13 protein-coding genes are annotated in these 18,100 nt (G+C 61.8%); 7 read left to right on the forward strand and 6 right to left on the reverse strand.

All coding sequences use genetic code 11. The annotated features are described in order from the left end of the window. The 4 genes from D0550_RS00310 to D0550_RS00325 all read left to right on the forward strand — a co-directional run bounded on the left by D0550_RS00310 (nucleotide 1) and on the right by D0550_RS00325 (nucleotide 4,590). Nucleotides 1–1,755, forward strand: a complete 1,755-nt coding sequence (locus D0550_RS00310; RefSeq protein WP_116807100.1) for a GGDEF domain-containing protein — start codon at nucleotides 1–3, stop codon at nucleotides 1,753–1,755. A 124-nt stretch (nucleotides 1,756–1,879) separates the two neighbouring features. After that, nucleotides 1,880–2,599 (forward strand): response regulator, encoded by a 720-nt coding sequence (locus D0550_RS00315; RefSeq protein ID WP_116807101.1) that lies wholly within the window; start codon nucleotides 1,880–1,882, stop codon nucleotides 2,597–2,599. Beyond that, a complete protein-coding gene (locus D0550_RS00320) occupies nucleotides 2,599–4,014 on the forward strand; it encodes an ATP-binding protein (protein WP_116807102.1) in 1,416 nt (471 codons plus the stop codon). The genes D0550_RS00315 and D0550_RS00320 overlap by 1 nt, the downstream gene beginning before the upstream one ends. Before the next feature lie 135 nt (nucleotides 4,015–4,149). Continuing rightward, nucleotides 4,150–4,590 carry a hypothetical protein gene (locus D0550_RS00325; protein ID WP_116807103.1) on the forward strand — a complete coding sequence of 147 codons (441 nt, stop codon included), beginning with the start codon at nucleotides 4,150–4,152 and terminating at the stop codon, nucleotides 4,588–4,590. A gap of 55 nt (nucleotides 4,591–4,645) precedes the next feature. Here D0550_RS00325 and D0550_RS00330 read toward each other — a convergent pair whose 3' ends face one another. After that, the gene (locus D0550_RS00330) at nucleotides 4,646–6,667 is read right to left on the reverse strand and encodes a DUF4394 domain-containing protein (RefSeq protein ID WP_161965559.1); all 2,022 of its coding nucleotides are present in this window, start codon (nucleotides 6,665–6,667) and stop codon (nucleotides 4,646–4,648) included. Nucleotides 6,668–6,887: 220 nt separating this feature from the next. Between D0550_RS00330 and D0550_RS00335 the strand changes: the two genes are divergently transcribed. The 3 genes from D0550_RS00335 (at nucleotide 6,888) to D0550_RS00345 (ending at nucleotide 10,988) form a co-directional block, all read left to right on the forward strand. Next, nucleotides 6,888–7,475 carry an acyl carrier protein phosphodiesterase gene (locus tag D0550_RS00335; RefSeq protein ID WP_116807105.1) on the forward strand — a complete coding sequence of 196 codons (588 nt, stop codon included), beginning with the start codon at nucleotides 6,888–6,890 and terminating at the stop codon, nucleotides 7,473–7,475. A gap of 171 nt (nucleotides 7,476–7,646) precedes the next feature. Continuing rightward, nucleotides 7,647–8,783 carry an energy transducer TonB gene (locus tag D0550_RS00340; RefSeq protein ID WP_161965560.1) on the forward strand — a complete coding sequence of 379 codons (1,137 nt, stop codon included), beginning with the start codon at nucleotides 7,647–7,649 and terminating at the stop codon, nucleotides 8,781–8,783. A gap of 54 nt (nucleotides 8,784–8,837) precedes the next feature. After that, nucleotides 8,838–10,988, forward strand: coding sequence for a YCF48-related protein (locus tag D0550_RS00345; RefSeq protein ID WP_161965561.1), 2,151 nt, complete (start codon nucleotides 8,838–8,840; stop codon nucleotides 10,986–10,988). Here D0550_RS00345 and D0550_RS00350 read toward each other — a convergent pair. The 5 genes from D0550_RS00350 to D0550_RS00370 all read right to left on the reverse strand — a co-directional run bounded on the left by D0550_RS00350 (nucleotide 10,975) and on the right by D0550_RS00370 (nucleotide 18,093). Beyond that, nucleotides 10,975–11,742, reverse strand: a complete 768-nt coding sequence (locus D0550_RS00350) for a hypothetical protein (RefSeq protein ID WP_153066986.1) — start codon at nucleotides 11,740–11,742, stop codon at nucleotides 10,975–10,977. The genes D0550_RS00345 and D0550_RS00350 overlap by 14 nt on opposite strands. An 80-nt stretch (nucleotides 11,743–11,822) precedes the next feature. Beyond that, a complete protein-coding gene (locus tag D0550_RS00355) occupies nucleotides 11,823–12,755 on the reverse strand; it encodes a pectate lyase (protein WP_116807109.1) in 933 nt (310 codons plus the stop codon). 297 nt (nucleotides 12,756–13,052) lie between these two features. Then, complete coding sequence (gene paaK, locus D0550_RS00360) at nucleotides 13,053–14,348, reverse strand: phenylacetate--CoA ligase PaaK (RefSeq protein WP_116807110.1); 1,296 nt, start codon at nucleotides 14,346–14,348, stop codon at nucleotides 13,053–13,055. Between the two features lie 34 nt (nucleotides 14,349–14,382). Further along, on the reverse strand, nucleotides 14,383–14,763 hold the full coding sequence (gene paaI, locus D0550_RS00365) for a hydroxyphenylacetyl-CoA thioesterase PaaI (protein ID WP_116807154.1): 381 nt from the start codon (nucleotides 14,761–14,763) through the stop codon (nucleotides 14,383–14,385). Between the two features lie 117 nt (nucleotides 14,764–14,880). Then, nucleotides 14,881–18,093 carry an efflux RND transporter permease subunit gene (locus D0550_RS00370; RefSeq protein WP_116807111.1) on the reverse strand — a complete coding sequence of 1,071 codons (3,213 nt, stop codon included), beginning with the start codon at nucleotides 18,091–18,093 and terminating at the stop codon, nucleotides 14,881–14,883. Between the last annotated feature and the right edge of the window lie 7 nt (nucleotides 18,094–18,100).

Below are 18,100 nucleotides of genomic sequence, written 5' to 3' on the forward strand. Positions count from 1 at the left end.
TTGTGCCTGTTCGGTGGCGGGCCGCTGCTGGCGGCGGACGGCGAGGACTTCGCCGCCATGTTGCAACGGGCCGACGCCGTCAAAAGCGTCGACCCCGCCGAGTTCACCCAGCTGATCGATCAACTGCAGGCCCAGGTCGACGATCTGTCGGGCCAGCAACGCGAGCACCTCAAATATCTGCAGGGATGGCGTCTGGTGTACGCCGGCGACTACGCCGCCGCGATTCCCATGCTGGAGTCGCTGGTCGATGAGGCGAGCGACCCGACGCTCCAATTCCGCGCCAGCTCGACCGCCACGAACGTCCAGGTCCTGGCGACGCGTTACGAAGGGGCATTCCTGCAACTCAACAAACTGTTGAACAAACTGCCCGAGGTCACCGACAAGGACGCCCGCCTGCAGGGCATGTCCGTCGCTGCCGACCTCTACGTCCTGGTCGGCGAATACGACCTGGGCATTCACTACGCCGAGCAGGTCGTCAAAGAGAATGCTCGTGGCCGTGGCGTGTGCCGAGGCGAGCAGATCCGCCTCGATACCCTGTGCAAGACCAAGCGGATCAAGGCCGACGATCCCGCGATCCCCGCCGCCATCAACGCCTGCCTGCGGCAGGGTGAATCGCTGGCCGCGAACGGCATCCGCACCACTCAAGCTCGTTTGTTTTTACGCGAGCATCGCATCGATGAGGCCATCAACCTGCTCGAGCGGCACTATGGCGAGGTGGAGCAAACGCGCTATCCCCGCGGCATCTCCGAGTGGGAATCGTTGCTGGCGCAGGCGTATCAACAGCGCGGCTTGGGAGTCAACGCGCAGCGCATGGCTTTGCGTGCCGTCGAGCATAGCGTGAAGAATCAATTTACCCAGCCGTTGGTCGGCGCCTATCGCGTGCTCTATGAAGAGTCGGAGAAGCATGGCGACGTCGGCAACGCCATTGCATACCTGAAGAAATCCGCCGCCGCCGACAAGGCATATCTCGATGACGTCACCGCGCGCCAGCTGGCCTATGAGCGCGTGAAGTCGAACACCTTGTCCACCAAGTCGCAGCTGGAAGCGCTCAACCAGGAGAACAAGCTGCTGCAACTCCAGCGCGAGCTGGATGGCAAGGCCGCTGAGACCAGCCGGCTGTACATCGCACTGTTGATGCTGGTCGTGGTGTTCATCACGCTGTGGGCCTATCGCACCAAGCGCTCGCAGCTGCATTTCATGAAGCTGTCGCAGGTGGACAGCCTGACCGACATCGCCAACCGGCCCCGCTTCATTCAACTGGCCGAGGCCGTGCTCGAAGCCGCGCGCAAGTCACAACAGCAGGTCAGCGTGGTTCTATGCGATCTGGATCATTTCAAAGCGATCAACGATCGCTTCGGTCACGCCGCCGGCGATCATGTGCTGCGTCAGGCGGTGATCGCGTGTCAGGGACATCTGCGCGTCAGTGATATTTTCGGGCGCGTCGGCGGTGAAGAGTTTGGCATCGTGCTGCCCGGCTGCAGTCTGGAAGACGCGAAGCAACGCGCCGAGCGGCTGCGAGTCGCCTTGAGCTCCATCGAGCCGCAGTACGACGGCCAGCGTTGCCCGGTGTCCGGCAGCTTCGGCGTGACCTCGACCGAAGTGTCGGGCTACGAGCTGCGCCAGTTGATGGCGCACGCAGACGCAGCTTTGTATCGCGCCAAAGCCGCCGGCCGCGATCGTGTGATGCCTTACGCCACCACCGAAGATCACCCGGCAGTCGTCGGCGACGAACTGCGTAACGTTGGCCGCGCCTGAGGCCGACTCGGGCAATAGTTACGCAGTGTTGCGCCGGCGCGAGGCGCAACACTTAGTTACAATGTCCGCAGGCACGCTCCGACCTCATTGGTCATGATACGCAGCGGGCTTCTGACGTGATCTCATGACCGACTCTCGCCATATCCTGATCGTCGATGACGATCGCGAAATCCGCACGCTGCTGGGCGATTACCTGCAGAAGAACGGGTATCGCACCACCGCAGTGGCCGATGGCAAAGCCATGCGCCGCGCGCTCGAGCAATCGCACGTCGACCTGATCGTGCTCGACCTGATGCTGCCCGGCGAAGACGGCTTGAAGCTCACCCGCGAGTTGCGCGCTCACTCACAGATTCCCATCCTGATGCTCACGGCGCTGGGCGAAGAGATCGATCGGGTCGTGGGACTGGAAGTCGGGGCCGACGACTATCTGTCCAAGCCGTTCAGTCCGCGCGAGCTGGTCGGCAGGATCAAAGCGATCTTGCGGCGGACGGCACACATGCCGCGCGATCCCGTACAAAGCGCCGTCACCGTGTATCGCTTCGGCGATTGGAAACTCGACGTCACCGCACGCTCGCTCATCCATACCGACGGCTCTCAACATGCGCTCAGCGGCGCCGAGTTCCGCCTGCTCGCCATTCTGCTGGCGCATCCAACCAGAGTGTTGTCGCGCTCGCAGTTGATGGAGCTGCTGCGCGGTCGTGACATCGACCCCTTCGATCGCAGCGTCGATGTCCGCATCAGCCGCTTGCGCCAGGTACTGCGCGATGACGCGCGCTCGCCGAAAATCATCAAGACGATTTATGGCGAGGGCTATGTGATGGGCGTGCCCGTCGAGCAGGAATAATGGCTCGCCCGCTCCTGCCGGACACGCTGTTCGGACGCCTGTTCGTGGCGACGATGGCCGTGATCGGCGCGATGCTGATCGTGTTCATTCTGCTGATCGTGCGCGAGCGTCGCGAGCTGGCGTTGCTGGACAGCGGCGCTGGCAGCTCGGCGAATACCATTGCCGAAACGAGCCAGTATCTGGCGGGACTGTCGCAGGACGAGCGTGACGACGCCCGCCTCAAATTGCGTGAGCAACGTCTCTCACCCGAGGACGTGCGCCCGCCGCCGCCACGCATTCAAAACGAAGAGCAGGCCGCTCTGGAGCGCGCATTCGCCGCTCATCTGCAACGTCACCTGGGCTCGGGTTACAAAGTTTCAACCGGGCCGCCGCGGGCCCGCCGCTCCGACGTCATTCCGCTGCATTCCTTGCGTCGGGACTTTCCGCCGCCGGACGGTTCTCCACCGCCGAACACGTTTCCGCCTCGCCGCGATCGCGTCTTCGATGTCACTGTGACATTGCCCGATGGCGACACAGCCGTCTTTCGCACCTTCGCGCCCCGCTCCGGTCCTCGTCTGCCGCGGCAGATTTTTCTGGAGCTGGGGCTCCTCGCGCTGGCCTTGGGCGTCGTTCTCTATGCAATGACTCGCACCATCACTCGTCCGCTGGGAGATCTCGCTCGCGCCGCCGACGCGGTAGGTCGCGGCGCGACGGATATGCCGTTGGAGGAGTCGGGTGCCCGCGAAATCCGGCGCGCCACGCGAGCGTTCAATTCGATGCAGGAGCGCCTGCGACGCTATCTCGACAGCCGCACTCAGGTATTGGCAGCAATGTCACATGATCTGCGTACACCGCTGACTCGCTTGCGACTGCGCGTCGAATCCATCGACGACGATCAACTGCGTCAGCGCTTCGTCGAAGATCTGGATGAAATGTCGAGCATGATCCGGGGCGCGCTCGGCGTATTCCGCGGACTGAACGATGAAGAAACTGCGGTGCCCGTCGACATCAATGCACTCGCGCTGGAGCTGCAACGACAACATGCAGAGCTGGGCGGCGACGTGAGCATCGTCGGCACGGCGCGCGCTCCATACGTCGCAAAGCCGCTCGCGCTGAAACGTTGTCTCGGCAATCTGGTACAGAATGCGATTCGTCACGGCACACGCGCCACGATCCAGATAGATGACGGCGCGCAATTGATCGTGCGTGTCCTGGACGACGGCCCCGGCATTCCCGAGGACATGCTGGAAAAGGTATTCGAGCCGTTCTTTCGCCTCGAACATTCCCGCAACCGCGACACGGGCGGCACCGGTCTGGGCCTGAGCATTGCGCGCGACATCGCTCAGGCACACGGCGGTGCACTATCTCTCCACAATCGTCAGAACGGTGGCTTGGAAGCCCGGTTGATCCTGCCAAGAGAAATTACAACTCCTTGAATCGGCAGTGATTTTTGCCAACGCAGTTGGTAACAATTGATTACCGCGCCGGGCCCCGCGAGCCCTTAATCTGCAAGCGTGTTCTCGAGGACCCGATACCCAAGAACACTCTTTCACCCCAACGGAGACATTGAGATGAAAACGAAAGTCACCCTGCTTGCGCTTGCCTGGCTTGCCAGCGGCGTGGCCTTTGCCGCCAACACTACGACGGCTCCCACTGCCCCGCCTGCGCGAGTTGCGCCTGGTCCGGATATGGATCGACTGGCGCTGCTGCTCGACCTGGATTCGTATCAGAAGACTGAAGTCGAAAAGATCCTGAAGGAGCAGCACGAACAGATGCGCTCCAATTTCGAAGCCGCTCGTGCCTCGGGCACCCGCCCGTCGCGCGATGAGATGAAAGCCAAGCGCGAGGAGTCCAAGCAGGAGCTGCACACCAAGCTGAGCAGCGTGCTGAACGAAACACAGATGAAGAAGTTCGACGCTCTGCGCGAGCGCGGCCCTGGCCCGGGCCGTGGCCACGGCAAGCGTGACTGGGGCAGCAAGGACAACTCGTCCCCCAAGAGCTCGGGTAACTGACGAGCGATGCGACGGCGGTGCTGAGCACCGCCGTCGCTGTTTGGAAGTATGACTTTTACTTGACCGTCGTCTGACCCACCGTCAGGCCGCTCACCCCGGACGGCAACGCGCCCAGATCCGTGGCGCGGCCATTACTCAGATCGATCGAATACAAGCGCGTCGCCGAGCCTACAGTCAGTGCCGCAAAGCCCAAGCCCGTCGCGGGCGCCGAAGAGGTCGTCACGCGCACGCTCGGGGGAATGTCGAAGCCATTCGCTTCGGTGAAATCCAGCGGGTTGCCATTCAACGTGATGGGCTGCGGCGCCGTCAGCGTGCCGTTGTTGGGCGGGTTCTGGATGAACAGCGAGTTGCTGACCGCATCGATCACGTACTGCGTCGTCACACCGCCGGTGAGCGGCTGACCGAAGCTGTTCGTATACGCAGCTGCGGTCACACCCATTGAGCCTGCCGGCTGACCGTTGATCCCGCCGTCCGGATTGATGCCATTGGCAGTAGCATTGCCGTCGACCGGCTCGCCACTTATCGGATTGATGCGGAAGTTCAGGCCAGTGCCGGTGACGACACGAATGCGATCGACCGTGGGATTGAAATCGAACCCGTAGCCAGCGCTGACTGGCGGCAGATCGACAGCCGCCCCCGCCGTCGTCACGAACGCGACCATGCCGGGCGTACCAACGACACTCGCCGCGCCGGTTTGCGGATCGATGATGTAGACGGTGCCCGTGTCCGTAGTTGCATTCACACCGAACGAATACAGCTGGCCGGTTTGCGGACGATAGTCGATGCCGACCAAGGTTTCTCCGGCGGTGACCCCTGCAATCGTCACAGTCACAGGCGTGCTTAGCGATGTGCTCAGCAGGCGGAACAACTGAGTCCCGTCGGCGGAGAGCGCGATGAACGGCGTCGCCGTCGGTGTCTGCAGTGCAAGGCCGATGATGCCGGTGGGAGCGACCGGCCCCAGCGTCGTCACCCCGCCCGTCGCAAGATTGATGTTGATCAACTCATCCTGCGTGCGGCCCGAAGCGCGCACCACCGCCATGCCCAGACCGGTCGCGGCGGTGTTCGACGTCGTCACTGTGACCGACGGCGGAATATCGAAGCCCTGCACCGTCTCCACCGGCACCGACAGCGGCATACACATCGTCTGCGTGCCGTTGTTCGGCGGATTCTGAATGCACACTGCATCGATCGTTTGATCGAGCGTGTACTGCGTCGTCGCTGTGACGTTCGGGGCGCTGTTCGTGTACGCCGTTTCCTGCACCGACATGGTCGGGCCGTTGATGCCGCCATCCATCTGCACGCCCGGCGTGTTCGCGTCGAAATCCACCAGCGCGCCGTTGTTGGGATTGATGCGGAAGTTCTGACCGGCGCTGTTCACGACGCGTACCCGGTCGACGGTTGGATTGAAGTCGATGCCAAACGTCGTGGTCGCATCCACACCGATGCGCACCGGTGTCGTGCCGTCAGCCGCGACGAAGGAGCCGGGCGTGCCGATCGGCGTGGCAAACGCGGTCTGCGAAGCAATGCTGTATAGCTGAACGGTGCCGTTGACGGCGTTGTAACCCAGGCCGTACAGGAATCCGTTCTGCGGCCGCCGATCGATACTGACCAGCGTGTCGCCGGCATTCCGGCCAGCGATGGCGACCGGCGTATCGAAGCCCGATGCAAGCACCGATGGAAAGGCCACGAGCATGTTGTTCGATAGCAGTGCGTTGCTATCGAGCGGCGGCGGGGTGACGTCCTGCGAATACGCGCGGCTATCCATGCCGAAGTTGTTGCTGGCTGCGATCGTGAATGTATAGGAGCCCACGGTCGTCGGCGTGCCTGAGTACTGGCCCGTGGTCGCATCCAGCGACAGACCTGGCGGCAATGTGCCCGAAGCGACGCTCCACATCACCGTGTCGCCAGAAGAAACGAATGTCGCGCTGAAGGCCACTCCCATTGCTGCCGAGGGCAGCGGCGAATCCGGCGCGGAGATTGCCGGTCGACGCCGCTCGTCATTGCCGTTATCGCTGCAGGCGGTCAGCAAGGATGCACTGATCAAGACTGCGACCGAGCCCAACTTCATCAATCTCATGGGAGAATCCCTTGTGGTTTGCATCGCACGCGCCGCGCGGGAGCGCAGCTGAACGGTCCGTGATTGTTCAGCACGGTAGAATCTGCAGCGTTATTCGGGATGAGCTGCTCTGCGGATGCAGAATCTGTCGTGGAATGCAGTGTCTGGCGCGGACGACATCCGCCTCGACGCAACGGTGTCTCTAAGCTAAATTGCCGAGATTGACTGGAAGGAAAGTTTCTTGAATTGGCTGGCCCATGTGTTCCTGTCCGAGCCTGATGTCGAATTTCGCCTCGGCAATCTACTGGCGGACATCGTCAGAGGAGAAGAGCTGCGCCGTATGAGCGAGCGCTTCCAGCGCGGCGTGCAGAAACACAAGCAGATCGATGCGTTCACCGACTCGCATCCGCTGGTAAAGCGCAGCCGCGCACGAGTGAGCGCCGAGTCCCGCCGCTTCAGCGGCGTGCTCGTGGATGTTTTCTACGATCATCTGCTCGCGACCAGCTGGGATCGCTACTCGCCCATCGTGCTCGATGCGTTCACCGCGAAGTTCTACGCCGACATCGAGGCTAGCAAGATCGAATTGCCGTCGTCGGCGCGCGTGACGCTCGATCGAATCATTCGTCACGATCTGCTGGGTTCGTATCGACGCATCGAAGGCGTAGAGCGCTCGCTGCGCCGGCTGTCGGCCTATCTCTCATCGCGTTGGAGCCGCGAGTTCGCTTTGGAAAAAGGCGTTGCGGATCTGATCGCTCACCGTGCCGGCTTCGAGGCGGATTTCGCCGAGTTCTTCCCGCAACTGCAAGCGGCAGCGGCCGAGCGCCGCTAGCCCGCCTTTCGCCGACGTCGAAAAAGCCAACACTCGCGGCCTGCACATCGGCAGTCCCGTACATCAGGACTTCCGACCACTGACACTCTATTTTGATTGGATTAGGTTGGCCTGCAGAGCGAGCCCGCTCGCGCTGCGATGCGACGGGTTTGCGGCATGGGGAGCAGGCGCATGGCCACCGATACTGCGCGAGTACAACTGGAACTGGCGTCCGGACAAAACGAAATCACCGCGCCATTCCATCAAACCGCCCCTCGCAGGCGGAACCGGGAAATAGAACCAGAAGCAGTATCGGTGGGCATACCGAGCAGTGCTCAGACCAGGGTCGAGGTGCCGGTCGCCGCCTCGGCAATGAGCCACGAGCAGCGCGGCCGCACGCCCTGGCTCGCATTCGCTGTCGCCATGCTGTCGGTGGGCTTTGCGGTGTGGTGGGTGATGGCCCAGCGCATACCGGACATCGATCCGCGAGACGTGATCGCCCGCAATCTCAACGATGCCCGCATCGCGATGGCCGATGGTCGCTACACCGACCCGCCGGAGCGCAGTGCCTTTCATTATTTCAGCACCGTGCTCGCGATCGATCCTGGCAATGCCGATGCAATCGCCGGCATCGATGCCATCGCGGATCGACATCTGACCAACGCACGCGTGCTCCTATCCAAGGGACGCGTTGCAGAAGGCGGTGTCGCGCTGGAAAAAGCCCGACGCGTGCGGCCCGATCACCATGGCCTCGCTGTATTGGATGCGCAATGGCGCAGGGAGCTGCGTAAGCTGCTGGCTGCGGCGACAAGGATTGCTGAACCCGAGACTTCTCCTGCAAGTCCCGTTACGGCAGCGATTCCAAAACCTGTTGCACTTGCAGACGTCGAGTCAGCGCCCCTGCCAGAAGTCGCCGACCTGACGGCCGTCGCAGCTGCATTGGCACCCGATCAGACCGTGACTTCACTGCAAGCTGCGGCGCTGCCAGCTCCCGAGTCACCGCCACGTCCAGAGAGTGACGCGAGTATCGTCGATGAGCTTACGTCTGTACCCGCTGCTCAACCGACGGCGCCGAAACTCATCAAGATGGTTCAGCCTCCCTATCCGCAGGATGCGCTGATGCGAGGCATCGAGGGTTGGGTCGACGTAAGCCTGCAGGTCACGGCTGCAGGCGATGTGATCGAGCCGAGAATCGAGCAAAGCAATCATGGCCGGTGGTTCAACCAAGCGGCACTGACCGCTGTCGAACAGTGGAAATACGAACCGCGTAGCGATGGCATCACCAGCGAGCGGCTCCACGTCCGCGTGAGATTCCAGCGCTCGAACTGACCCTACTTGCGACTCGCGCCCGGCAGGGGCAGCATGCGGATCGGAGGGATCCGCATGAGATCAAGGGAACTGCTCACTTGCGTCCGCGCTCTGTTGTTCATCGCCATTGGCTGCGGGGCGGCAGCCGCCTCGGCGGAAGATCGCGCTCCCATCAATTATTCAGCTCGCGTCATCAATCCCAAGTTGACCGGCTCGCTGTACGAGCCGAAGTCACGAACGCTGCTGATCTGGGGCACGGACGGCACCATTCTCCATTCGAGCGACACGACCCGTTGGCACAGCGCCGATACGCCCTCTGACGCTGATCTGTCGCACATCGCGTCGGATGCAGCGGGCAAAATTCTGATCGCTGTCGGCGAGCACGGCACGATTCTTCGATCCGACGATGCAGGGGCTCGATGGCAAGCCGTTTCACTTGCCGCGTCCGACTTCGATCTTCGCACGGTCATTCATCACGCACCCAGCGGCGCATGGATCGCAGCCGGCACGCGCGGAACCATTCTGCGCTCGATCGATAGTGGTAAATCGTGGTCGTCGTTGTCCAACGAGCTAAGCCTCACGCTGGAAACATTGTTCGTCGAGCCCGACAGCGGCGCCCTCCTGATCGGCGGAGAAGCCGGCTTGATCGGACGGTCGACGGATGCGGGTGTCAGTTGGCACCTGACACGCGTAAAGATGCAGGAGCCTGTAACGCCAGTGACTGCATTCCATTCGCTGGAGAACGAACTGATCGCCACCAGCGCGCTGGGCCGCTTCTTGATCTCGACGGATCGCGGCGCAAGCTGGCGCCTGTCGAGCATGGGCGCCAACGCTTACTTCACCGATGCTGTGCTCGATCCCAAGTTTCATACGGTGCTGCTCGCCAGCCATACGGGCGATTTGTTTCGTCGCGCGCGCGGCGATGATTCCTGGGAAAAGATCGAGCTGAGTATCGACGGGCACAAGCGCTACGTAAGCGCGCTTCGCTACGACACCGCCAGCCAATCGTTGCTTGCTGTCGGCCATCACGGGCTCGCGGCTCGATCCATTGATGGCGGTCGACAGTGGCAGAAGCTCGCGACTGGCTACAGCACCAGTATGGAATCGCTGGCGCAGCTCGGTGATGGACGCTTCGTAGGCTTCGGCGAGGGCGGTTACATCGTGACCTCAGCAGATTCCGGCAAGAGCTGGCGCCTCGTATCACCCGAACTGAGTTGGAACCTGCGGGAAGTCATTGCGCTGCCCGACAGTGACGCGATCGTCGCCAGCGGCGAGCTCGGTAGCATCCTGCGTTCCGCAGATAACGGCCAGACCTGGAAAAGTGTCGACGTCGCTTATCCAAACATGAACACACCGCCGAACCTGCGATCGCTGATCGTCGAGCCTTCAGGCAAGGCGCTGGTTGCGGCCGGCGCGCCGGGCACGATCATCCGCTCGGAAGATGGCGGAATGAAATGGCAGATCGCTCATTGGACGCCGCTGGAGAAGGAGGAGGCGTTCCCATGGATTCTCAGCGATCCGCATCGGCAGTCGCTTGCCGTCATTGAAGCTAACGGCTCCATCTATGTGTCTCAGGACGCAGGGCGGACGTGGCAGCTGTCGAAGCTCGCGACCGATCGTGAGCTCTGGCAAGGCATGGTGGCAACGAGTAAGGCCACGATGCTCATTGCCGGCCAGCGAGGCGTGTCCGCGCGCAGCACTGACGGTGGCCGCAAATGGACGCTCGTCGAAACGGGCGCAGAAGAGGATTTGTTTGGCGGCTATGTCGACGAACGTACCAGCACGATGTTTCTGCTCGGAGCCAAGGGCACACTGCTGCGTTCGACCGATGCCGGACTGAAATGGCGGCGCGTTCCATCCGGCACTGATCGATCGCTCCGGCGCATGCTTCACGATCCGAAGCACAACGCACTGGTGGCGTTCGGCGAGTATGGCAGCATCGTCCGTTCGATCGACGACGGCGAGTCCTGGCAGCCCATCCGCAGCAACACGCAAGCAGAACTGCGCAAAGGGTTGCTCGAACCTGACAGTGGCGCCTTGGTGATCGTCGGCCAGCAAGGAATGATCCTGCGCTCGGCCGACGCGGGCGAGACCTGGCAACGAATTCCCAGCCACACTCGCCGCCACTTGCGTAGCGCCGTCTTCAACTCACGCAATGGGGATCTCATCCTGGTCGGCGAGCGCCTGGTGCGACTGTCCCGCTCGACGCCGGCTACTGCGCATTGATCCGTTGCTGCAATCGACTCAGCTCGCGCGCGAACTCGGTCGTCTCGTAGCTCTTGAGTTGCGTGTATTGCGCCTCCGTGAGTGACGGCGCTACCTCCGCGAGAAAATCGTCCATGTATTGCTTGAGCGCTTCGGCCGTCCTGGTGTGGGCGTAGGCGCGCTCCTCATTCGACAGACTGGTTCGATCGAGCCCGGCATCGCGCATGAGCGCGGCATAGCGTTGTTTCTGGCGCAGCTTTGCATCCAGCACGATACGTTCCTGCCGCTCGTCCAGCGGTGCCACATTGCTGATGCCGCCAGTGTATTCGCCCAGATGATGCTGCTCGAGGTCGGAATCTTTCAGCGACTGGTAGTAGGCAAAGCTGCCCGCCGGCAGCAGTTTGCCGATGCCCGCATCGATGTGAGCCCGTGAACCGATATTTATTTCCGACTCGCGCGCCAGCAGCCGACGCCGCAGCTCATCGACATGCTCTTCTTCGACATCGGCAATCAGGAATCGATACTTGTGCTCGACCTGCGCGAGAAAGGCGGCGTCAGGCGGATCGTCTGTTGCCGCGAGCGAGCGCTGTTGTTCCGGTACCAAGCGCGAAACGAGGGGCCGCTCTTGATTCACCGCAGCTTGCGCGGCCGGCGACTGCACTGAGGCCGCGGCTTCACGTGCCTCGCGATTCTTCACCATCACGGTCACCGCCGACGCAATCGCCGCCAGCATGACCACGCCCGCGACCATCCTTCGATCCATGAATCTGAACATCTGCGTCCTTGTTTGTCGGAAGAATGGCCGGGAGCGGTGTCGCTCCCGGCCAAACGTCCATCCCCAACCGTCCGGTTGAATCAGTAGCTAGTATTACCCGATTGCGCGCAGCTCGCCCATGGCCCGATGCAAACCGTGCCCGCAGAGTGCAGCCGGCTGTTGGTCAGGCTCGCGGTGCTGCTGGAGCTGTCGGTGCGGAACACACCCTCTTTCATGGTATTCAGATCGCAGCGATTGAAGCTGACATTGATCCGGTAGGTCGTGCCGCCATTCTGGCGCAGCGCCTTGCCGGCCCGATGAATGATGCAATTGGTCACGTTCAGCGTCGACGCGGCATTGATCTGGAAGAACTTATCGTCGGCATCGTAGCCTTCGATGTTGCTCACCGTGGTGGTGCCCGAGGACTTGATGGTCATCGCATCCTCGCCGACGTTCATCCAATGGATATTGTCGAGCACGGCGCCATTGTAGGTATGAATGCCGTCAGCACCGTTAGTTCCAATCACAACGTTGCGCAGAGTCGCTCCATTTTCGACACGGAACACCGGATCCTGGCCTTCCGACTGACTGCCATCGCCCAGGCCCGAGCCCGCATTGAAACGCCGGCAACCACCGTCATAAGTACCGCTGGTCACGCGAATCGTTTCGTTCACGGTGGTCTGCGTGCCGCTGGTCGAGCACGAAGAGCCGGTGATCGAACCGGTCGGCGGCGGTGTCGTGCCACCACCACCGCCGCCACCACCCCCACTACCGGACGGCACCGAACATTCCTTCACCTGTTTCGACGGAATGGGATCGGAGCCGAAGGTAGCGACCGTGCAGCTGAATGTGCCGTTCAAAACTTTGTAAACGAACTGGCCGGAGGCGCCGAATGCTACGTTGGTGCTGCTGCTCACCGAGCATGACTCGTTGATCTTGCAGATGGTCACGTAGCCATCGGGCCGATTGGTCGCGCCCCACGAGGTGGCGGCCGCGGCGAGTAACAATCCCCCTACACACAATTTGCGAAGCATAGTTATCTCCTGTCCGTTGGATATTTCCTATGATCTCCAATGCTCTGTTTCGACCGGGCGTCGCTGCGGGCCGTGAGCGAGGCGCAAGAACACGGCTGCGTGACCCATCCTCGGCACGCATCTGCCCGGTTCCCCTACCTTGAGTTGACACCGGTGGCAAAATTGAGGCACTTGATGACACCGGTGTCAAGGACCGTACAAGCAGCTTCGACTGAACGCCTATACGTACAAGGGGAAAGCTGGGAGTCCCTTGATTGAATTGGACTTTCGCCGCTGGTCGGGCGCGCAGAGCGGCACTTAAGACGGCCGGCGGCGATCACTGACCCGTTTGGCCTTGCCGACCGACCGCTCCAGCGAGCTCGCGGGGTGAACGACCACCGTGGTCGTGACGCCGATATATGACTTGATCGATTGGACCAGCTCGCCCGCAACCCGCCCCTGATGATCTTCGACTCCGGCTTGCAGCTCGACATTGACGGTGAGCGAGTCGAGATGACCGTCGCGGCAGATCTCCAAATGATAGTGAGGCGCCAGCGCAGCCTGTTGCAGGATCAATTCTTCGATCTGGGTTGGAAACACATTGACGCCGCGAATGATCATCATGTCGTCGGTGCGACCGGAGATGCGGGCCATTCGCCGCATCGTGCGCGCCGTCGGCGGCAACAATCGGGTGCGATCGCGCGTGCGATAACGGATCACCGGCAGCGCCTCTTTGGTCAGTGAGGTGAGCACCAGCTCGCCCTCTTCACCGTCGGGCAACACTCGTCCGGTGTCGGGATCGATGATCTCGGGATAGAAATGATCCTCCCAGATCACCGGCCCGTCTTTGGTTGCAACACACTCCATCGCGACGCCCGGGCCCATCACCTCGGACAATCCATAGATATCGACCGCGTCGATTCCCATGCGCGATTCGATCTCCGTACGCATGGCATTGGTCCATGGCTCCGCGCCGAAGATGCCAATGCGCAGCGAGCACAATGCCGGGTCGATACCCTGACGCGCGAACTCTTCGGCAATTGCGAGCATGTACGATGGCGTCACCATGATGACGCGCGGCTCGAGATCACGAATGAGCTGCACTTGTTTCTCGGTCTGTCCGCCCGACATCGGCACGACAGTGCAGCCCAGCCTTTCGGCGCCGTAGTGCGCGCCGAGTCCGCCAGTAAACAAACCGTAGCCGTAGGCGACATGCACGAGATCTCCCGGGCGACCACCGCCGGCAAAGATCGATCGCGCCATCAGCTCCGCCCAGTTATCGATGTCGTTGCGCGTGTATGCGACGACCGTGGGCTTGCCAGTTGTGCCACTGGACGCATGCAATCGAACCGCCTGGTCCCGCGGCACTGCCAGCAGTCCAAAGGGATACTGATCGCGGAAGTCCTGCTTCACCAGGAATGGAAAGCGGCTCAGGTCTTCCAGCGTCCGCAGGTCGTTTGGATGAGCGCCGGCGGTGTCGAACGCCTTCTTATAGTGAGGAACGTTGTCGTATGCGTGTCGCAGCGACCACTGCAAGCGCTGCAGCTGCAACGCCTTCAGCTCATCGACGCTGCTGCGCTCGATGGCTTGATACGTTTCTTTCTCCGGCGACATCCTCTCCTCCTGCAAGCTGCATTCAGAGTGTGCTTCAGGCCTGGTGTTCGCGAATCTGATGCGAGCGGCCGCGGAACAAGGCGATCGTATCGCCACGCTGATTGGCGACCGTCACTTCATATACGCCGTTGCGTCTGGAGCGCCAACGCTCGACCGCGACAGCCGTCAGTTCATCGCCACCCTGTGCGGGCGCAAGAAAATCGATCGACGCGGCCGCCGCGACGACGACGCCGCCGTGTGAATTGCAGGAGAACGCGAACGCACTGTCCGCCAGGGAAAAAATCAGACCGCCGTGACACGACGCATGCCCATTGAGCATGTCCTCGCGCACCAGCATCGCGAGCTTGGCATAGCCCGGCCGGACTTCGAGGATGCGCATGCCCAGATCTTTGGAGGCGCGATCATTGGCGTACATCGCCTCGGCAGAACGCTCGGCGAGCAATTGAGCATCATCGGAAGACACGCGCGACTCCGCAGCAAAAGGTGCGCCCTAAAATGACACACCATTTTGCACAGCTCAACCTTTAGTGTGTCAGGTCGCTCGCGGCGCGCCGCCGGGGTCCGTTGCGTCTGAAAGCACCGACTGCTTTGGCTCGACAGCGTGATCCACGGCTTCGTGCGCCTGATGACCGCGACGCCAGTACGCTTTGACACGCTCGGTGAAACCATAGATGTAGGTGTAGAGCACCGGCACGATGAGCAGTGTCAGCAGCGTTGAAGTAATCACGCCACCGATGACCGCGCGCCCCATCGGTGCGAGCAACTCGCCGCCGGCACCGACGCCAATGGCCATGGGCAGCATGCCGAAGATCATCGCCAGCGTCGTCATCAAGATCGGACGCAGACGCACCTGACCTGCTTCGAAAATGGCTTCGCGCAGCGGCACGCCGCTACGAATGGCCTGATTGGTGAAGTCCACCAACAGAATCGCGTTCTTGGTCACCAGGCCCATCAGCATGATGAAGCCGATGATGGAGAAGATGTTCAGCGTCGTGCCGGTGAACGCCAGTGCCAGCAACACACCGATCAGCGACAACGGCAGCGACGCCATGATGGCTACCGGCTGCAGGAAGCTGCCGAACTGCGAAGCCAGCACCAGATAGATGAAGATCACCGCGAGACCGAGCGCGGCAGCGGCAGCCGCCGAGGTGTCGTCCATCTCCTGCTGCGCACCGCCGACATCGAAGCGATAGCCCGGCGGCAGCTGCATGGCCTGCACGATCTTTTTAGCATCGGTGCCGACGTCACCGGACGGTCGACCCTGCGCGTTGCCGTAGATGGTGATGCGCCGTTGCAGGTTGAGCCGCTTGATCTGCTGCGGGCTGGTGGTTTCGACGAAGTCCGCAATCTGGCGAATCGGTACCAGCAGTGGCGCGCCATTCGCATCGGTGCGCGTGCTGGTCACATAGAGATCGCCGAGATCGGAAACGATCTCGCGGCGCTGCTTGGGCAGCTGCACGATCACATCGTAGTCCTGACCGTCCGGCCCGAGCCAGGTGCTGATCTGATCGCCCGCGATCAACGGACGCAGCGCGTTGCCGATGCTCGCCGTCGTCAGGCCGAGATCGCTGGCAAGCTCGTTCTTGATGCGCACGGCAATGGTGGGATTGGCGCCGCGCTCGCTGCTCTCCAAATCGGCGATGCCGGGAATCTTCGACAGCCGCGCCATCAGGTCTTGCGACAGCTCGGTCAGCTTGCTGTTCTCGGGACCCAGAATCGAGATCACGACCGGCTGATTCTGGCCCTGTACCTTCAAGCTCAAGCCGGCCATGTTGGCCAGGCGCTTGCGAATCTGTTCCTCGATCTGCTTCTGCGGCGGACGGTGGACCTGCGTCTTGTCCTTCAACAGGATGCGCACGCGCGCATAGTTGCGACCTTCATCGGTGCCGATGGTGGTCAGGATGCTGTCGACGCCGTCGATCTCGCGAATGGCCTCTTCGGCATCGCGAACCTTTGCGGACGTATATTCGAGGCTGGAGCCGACGGGCGTGTTCATGCGCATGAACATGATGCCTTCGTCCTGCTGCGGCACGAATTCGGTGCCCACCAGCGGCACGATCGCGAAGCTGCCGAAGAACGAGACCGCAGCGATCACCAACATCAGCGCACGCGGGCTGACGCTCACCCGGCGCGAGATGCCGTAACGACGGCCGCTCAACGTCCAGCGAAGCAGACGATCATAGACACGGTGCGCGTAGTCGATCACCGACTCGACTCGCTCCATCACCTTGCCCAGCCACGGCACGCGGCGGAAACGCCCTTCGCTCGGATCCGGCCACACCGATGACAACATCGGATCGAGCGTGAAGCTCACGAACAGCGACACGAGCACCGCGACCGCAACGGTGATGCCAAACGGCAGGAAGAACTTGCCAATGATGCCGCTCATGAAAGCGACCGGAATGAACACGGCCAGGATGGCGAAGGTCGTCGCCATCACGGCCAGGCCGATCTCGCTGGTGCCTTCGAGCGCCGCGGCGCGATGGCTCTTGCCCATGTCGGCATGACGCACGATGTTCTCGCGCACCACGATTGCGTCGTCGATCAACAGACCGATACACAACGACAACGCCATCAACGTCATGAAGTTGAGCGTGAAGCCGAATGCATGCAGCGCGGTAAAGGTCGCGATCACCGAGATCGGCAGCGTCAGACCGGTGATGACGGTGGAACGCCACGAATGCAGGAACAGGAACACGATCAGAATCGTGAGCAGGGCGCCCTCGATGATGGTTTCCTTGACCCGATTCAGCGAGCCCTCGATGAACTTGGCATCGGACCACAAGGTGCGGATGACGATGTCCGACGGCAGGCGCGCCGTGAGGTCGGCGACCGCTTCATCGACGCCCTTGCCGACTTCGACCATGTTGGCCTGCTGGACCTTGTAAACGTCCAGCGACACCGAGCGCATGCCATTCATGCGCGAGATGGATTGCTCTTCCGCCTCGCCGTCGACGATGTCGGCGACCTGGTGCAAATACACCGGCGCGCCACCCTGATTCGCCACGATGATGCGCTCGAACTCGCGCGGGTCCTTCATCTTGCCTTCGACGCGGACCAGTTGTTCCTGTGGTCCCCGAGAGATCATGCCGGCTGGCAAGTCCTGATTCGCCGCCCGCACTGCTGCGATGACTTGATCCACACCGACGCGGTAGCTCTGCAACTGCTCCGGCCGCAGGAAGATCTGCACCTGCCGTTCGATGGCACCGCCAGTGGAAACGTTGCCCACGCCGTAGGAATTCTGCAGCCGCTTGACGATCTGCTGATCCACGATGGTGGAGACTTCGCGCAGACTGCGGGTCGTCGAGTACACCACCAGGCTGACGACGGGCTCGGTGGAGCTGTCGTTAGTGGCTCGCGAAATGGTGGGCTCGCGAACGTCGCGGGGCAGCGACGAGCGGACCTGGGCCACCTTGTCGCGCACCTCCTGAGTGGCGGCGACGCTGTCGACTTCCATGCGGAAATCGATCATTAGAAAGGCATTGCCTTCGCGCGCCGTACTGTAGATGTTCTTGACGCCCTCGACGCTGTTGATGACGTTCTCGAGCGGCTTGATGACGTCGTTCTCGATGGCTTCGGGCGACGCGCCGGGGTAGATGACCGTTACGAATGCCTGCGGCACGTTGATCTCGGGCATCTGCTCGACCGGCAGCAGGCGGTACGAGTAGAAGCCGAGCACGACCAGGGCCAGCATGACCATGGTCGCGAACACAGGCTGATTGATGCTGGTGCGTGTGATCCACATGTGAGTC

This window comes from Steroidobacter cummioxidans (assembly GCF_003104955.1).

Coding starts and splice junctions, on each gene's coding strand:
- D0550_RS00320 (WP_116807102.1), top strand. CDS start 2,599: ATGGCTCGCCCGCTCCTGCCGGACACGCTGTTCGGACGCCTGTTCGTG.
- paaI (WP_116807154.1), bottom strand. CDS start 14,763: ATGTACGCCAATGATCGCGCCTCCAAAGATCTGGGCATGCGCATCCTC.
- D0550_RS00355 (WP_116807109.1), bottom strand. CDS start 12,755: ATGCTTCGCAAATTGTGTGTAGGGGGATTGTTACTCGCCGCGGCCGCC.
- D0550_RS00330 (WP_161965559.1), bottom strand. CDS start 6,667: ATGAGATTGATGAAGTTGGGCTCGGTCGCAGTCTTGATCAGTGCATCC.
- D0550_RS00315 (WP_116807101.1), top strand. CDS start 1,880: ATGACCGACTCTCGCCATATCCTGATCGTCGATGACGATCGCGAAATC.
- D0550_RS00370 (WP_116807111.1), bottom strand. CDS start 18,093: ATGTGGATCACACGCACCAGCATCAATCAGCCTGTGTTCGCGACCATG.
- D0550_RS00345 (WP_161965561.1), top strand. CDS start 8,838: ATGAGATCAAGGGAACTGCTCACTTGCGTCCGCGCTCTGTTGTTCATC.
- D0550_RS00340 (WP_161965560.1), top strand. CDS start 7,647: ATGGCCACCGATACTGCGCGAGTACAACTGGAACTGGCGTCCGGACAA.
- D0550_RS00350 (WP_153066986.1), bottom strand. CDS start 11,742: ATGTTCAGATTCATGGATCGAAGGATGGTCGCGGGCGTGGTCATGCTG.
- D0550_RS00325 (WP_116807103.1), top strand. CDS start 4,150: ATGAAAACGAAAGTCACCCTGCTTGCGCTTGCCTGGCTTGCCAGCGGC.
- paaK (WP_116807110.1), bottom strand. CDS start 14,348: ATGTCGCCGGAGAAAGAAACGTATCAAGCCATCGAGCGCAGCAGCGTC.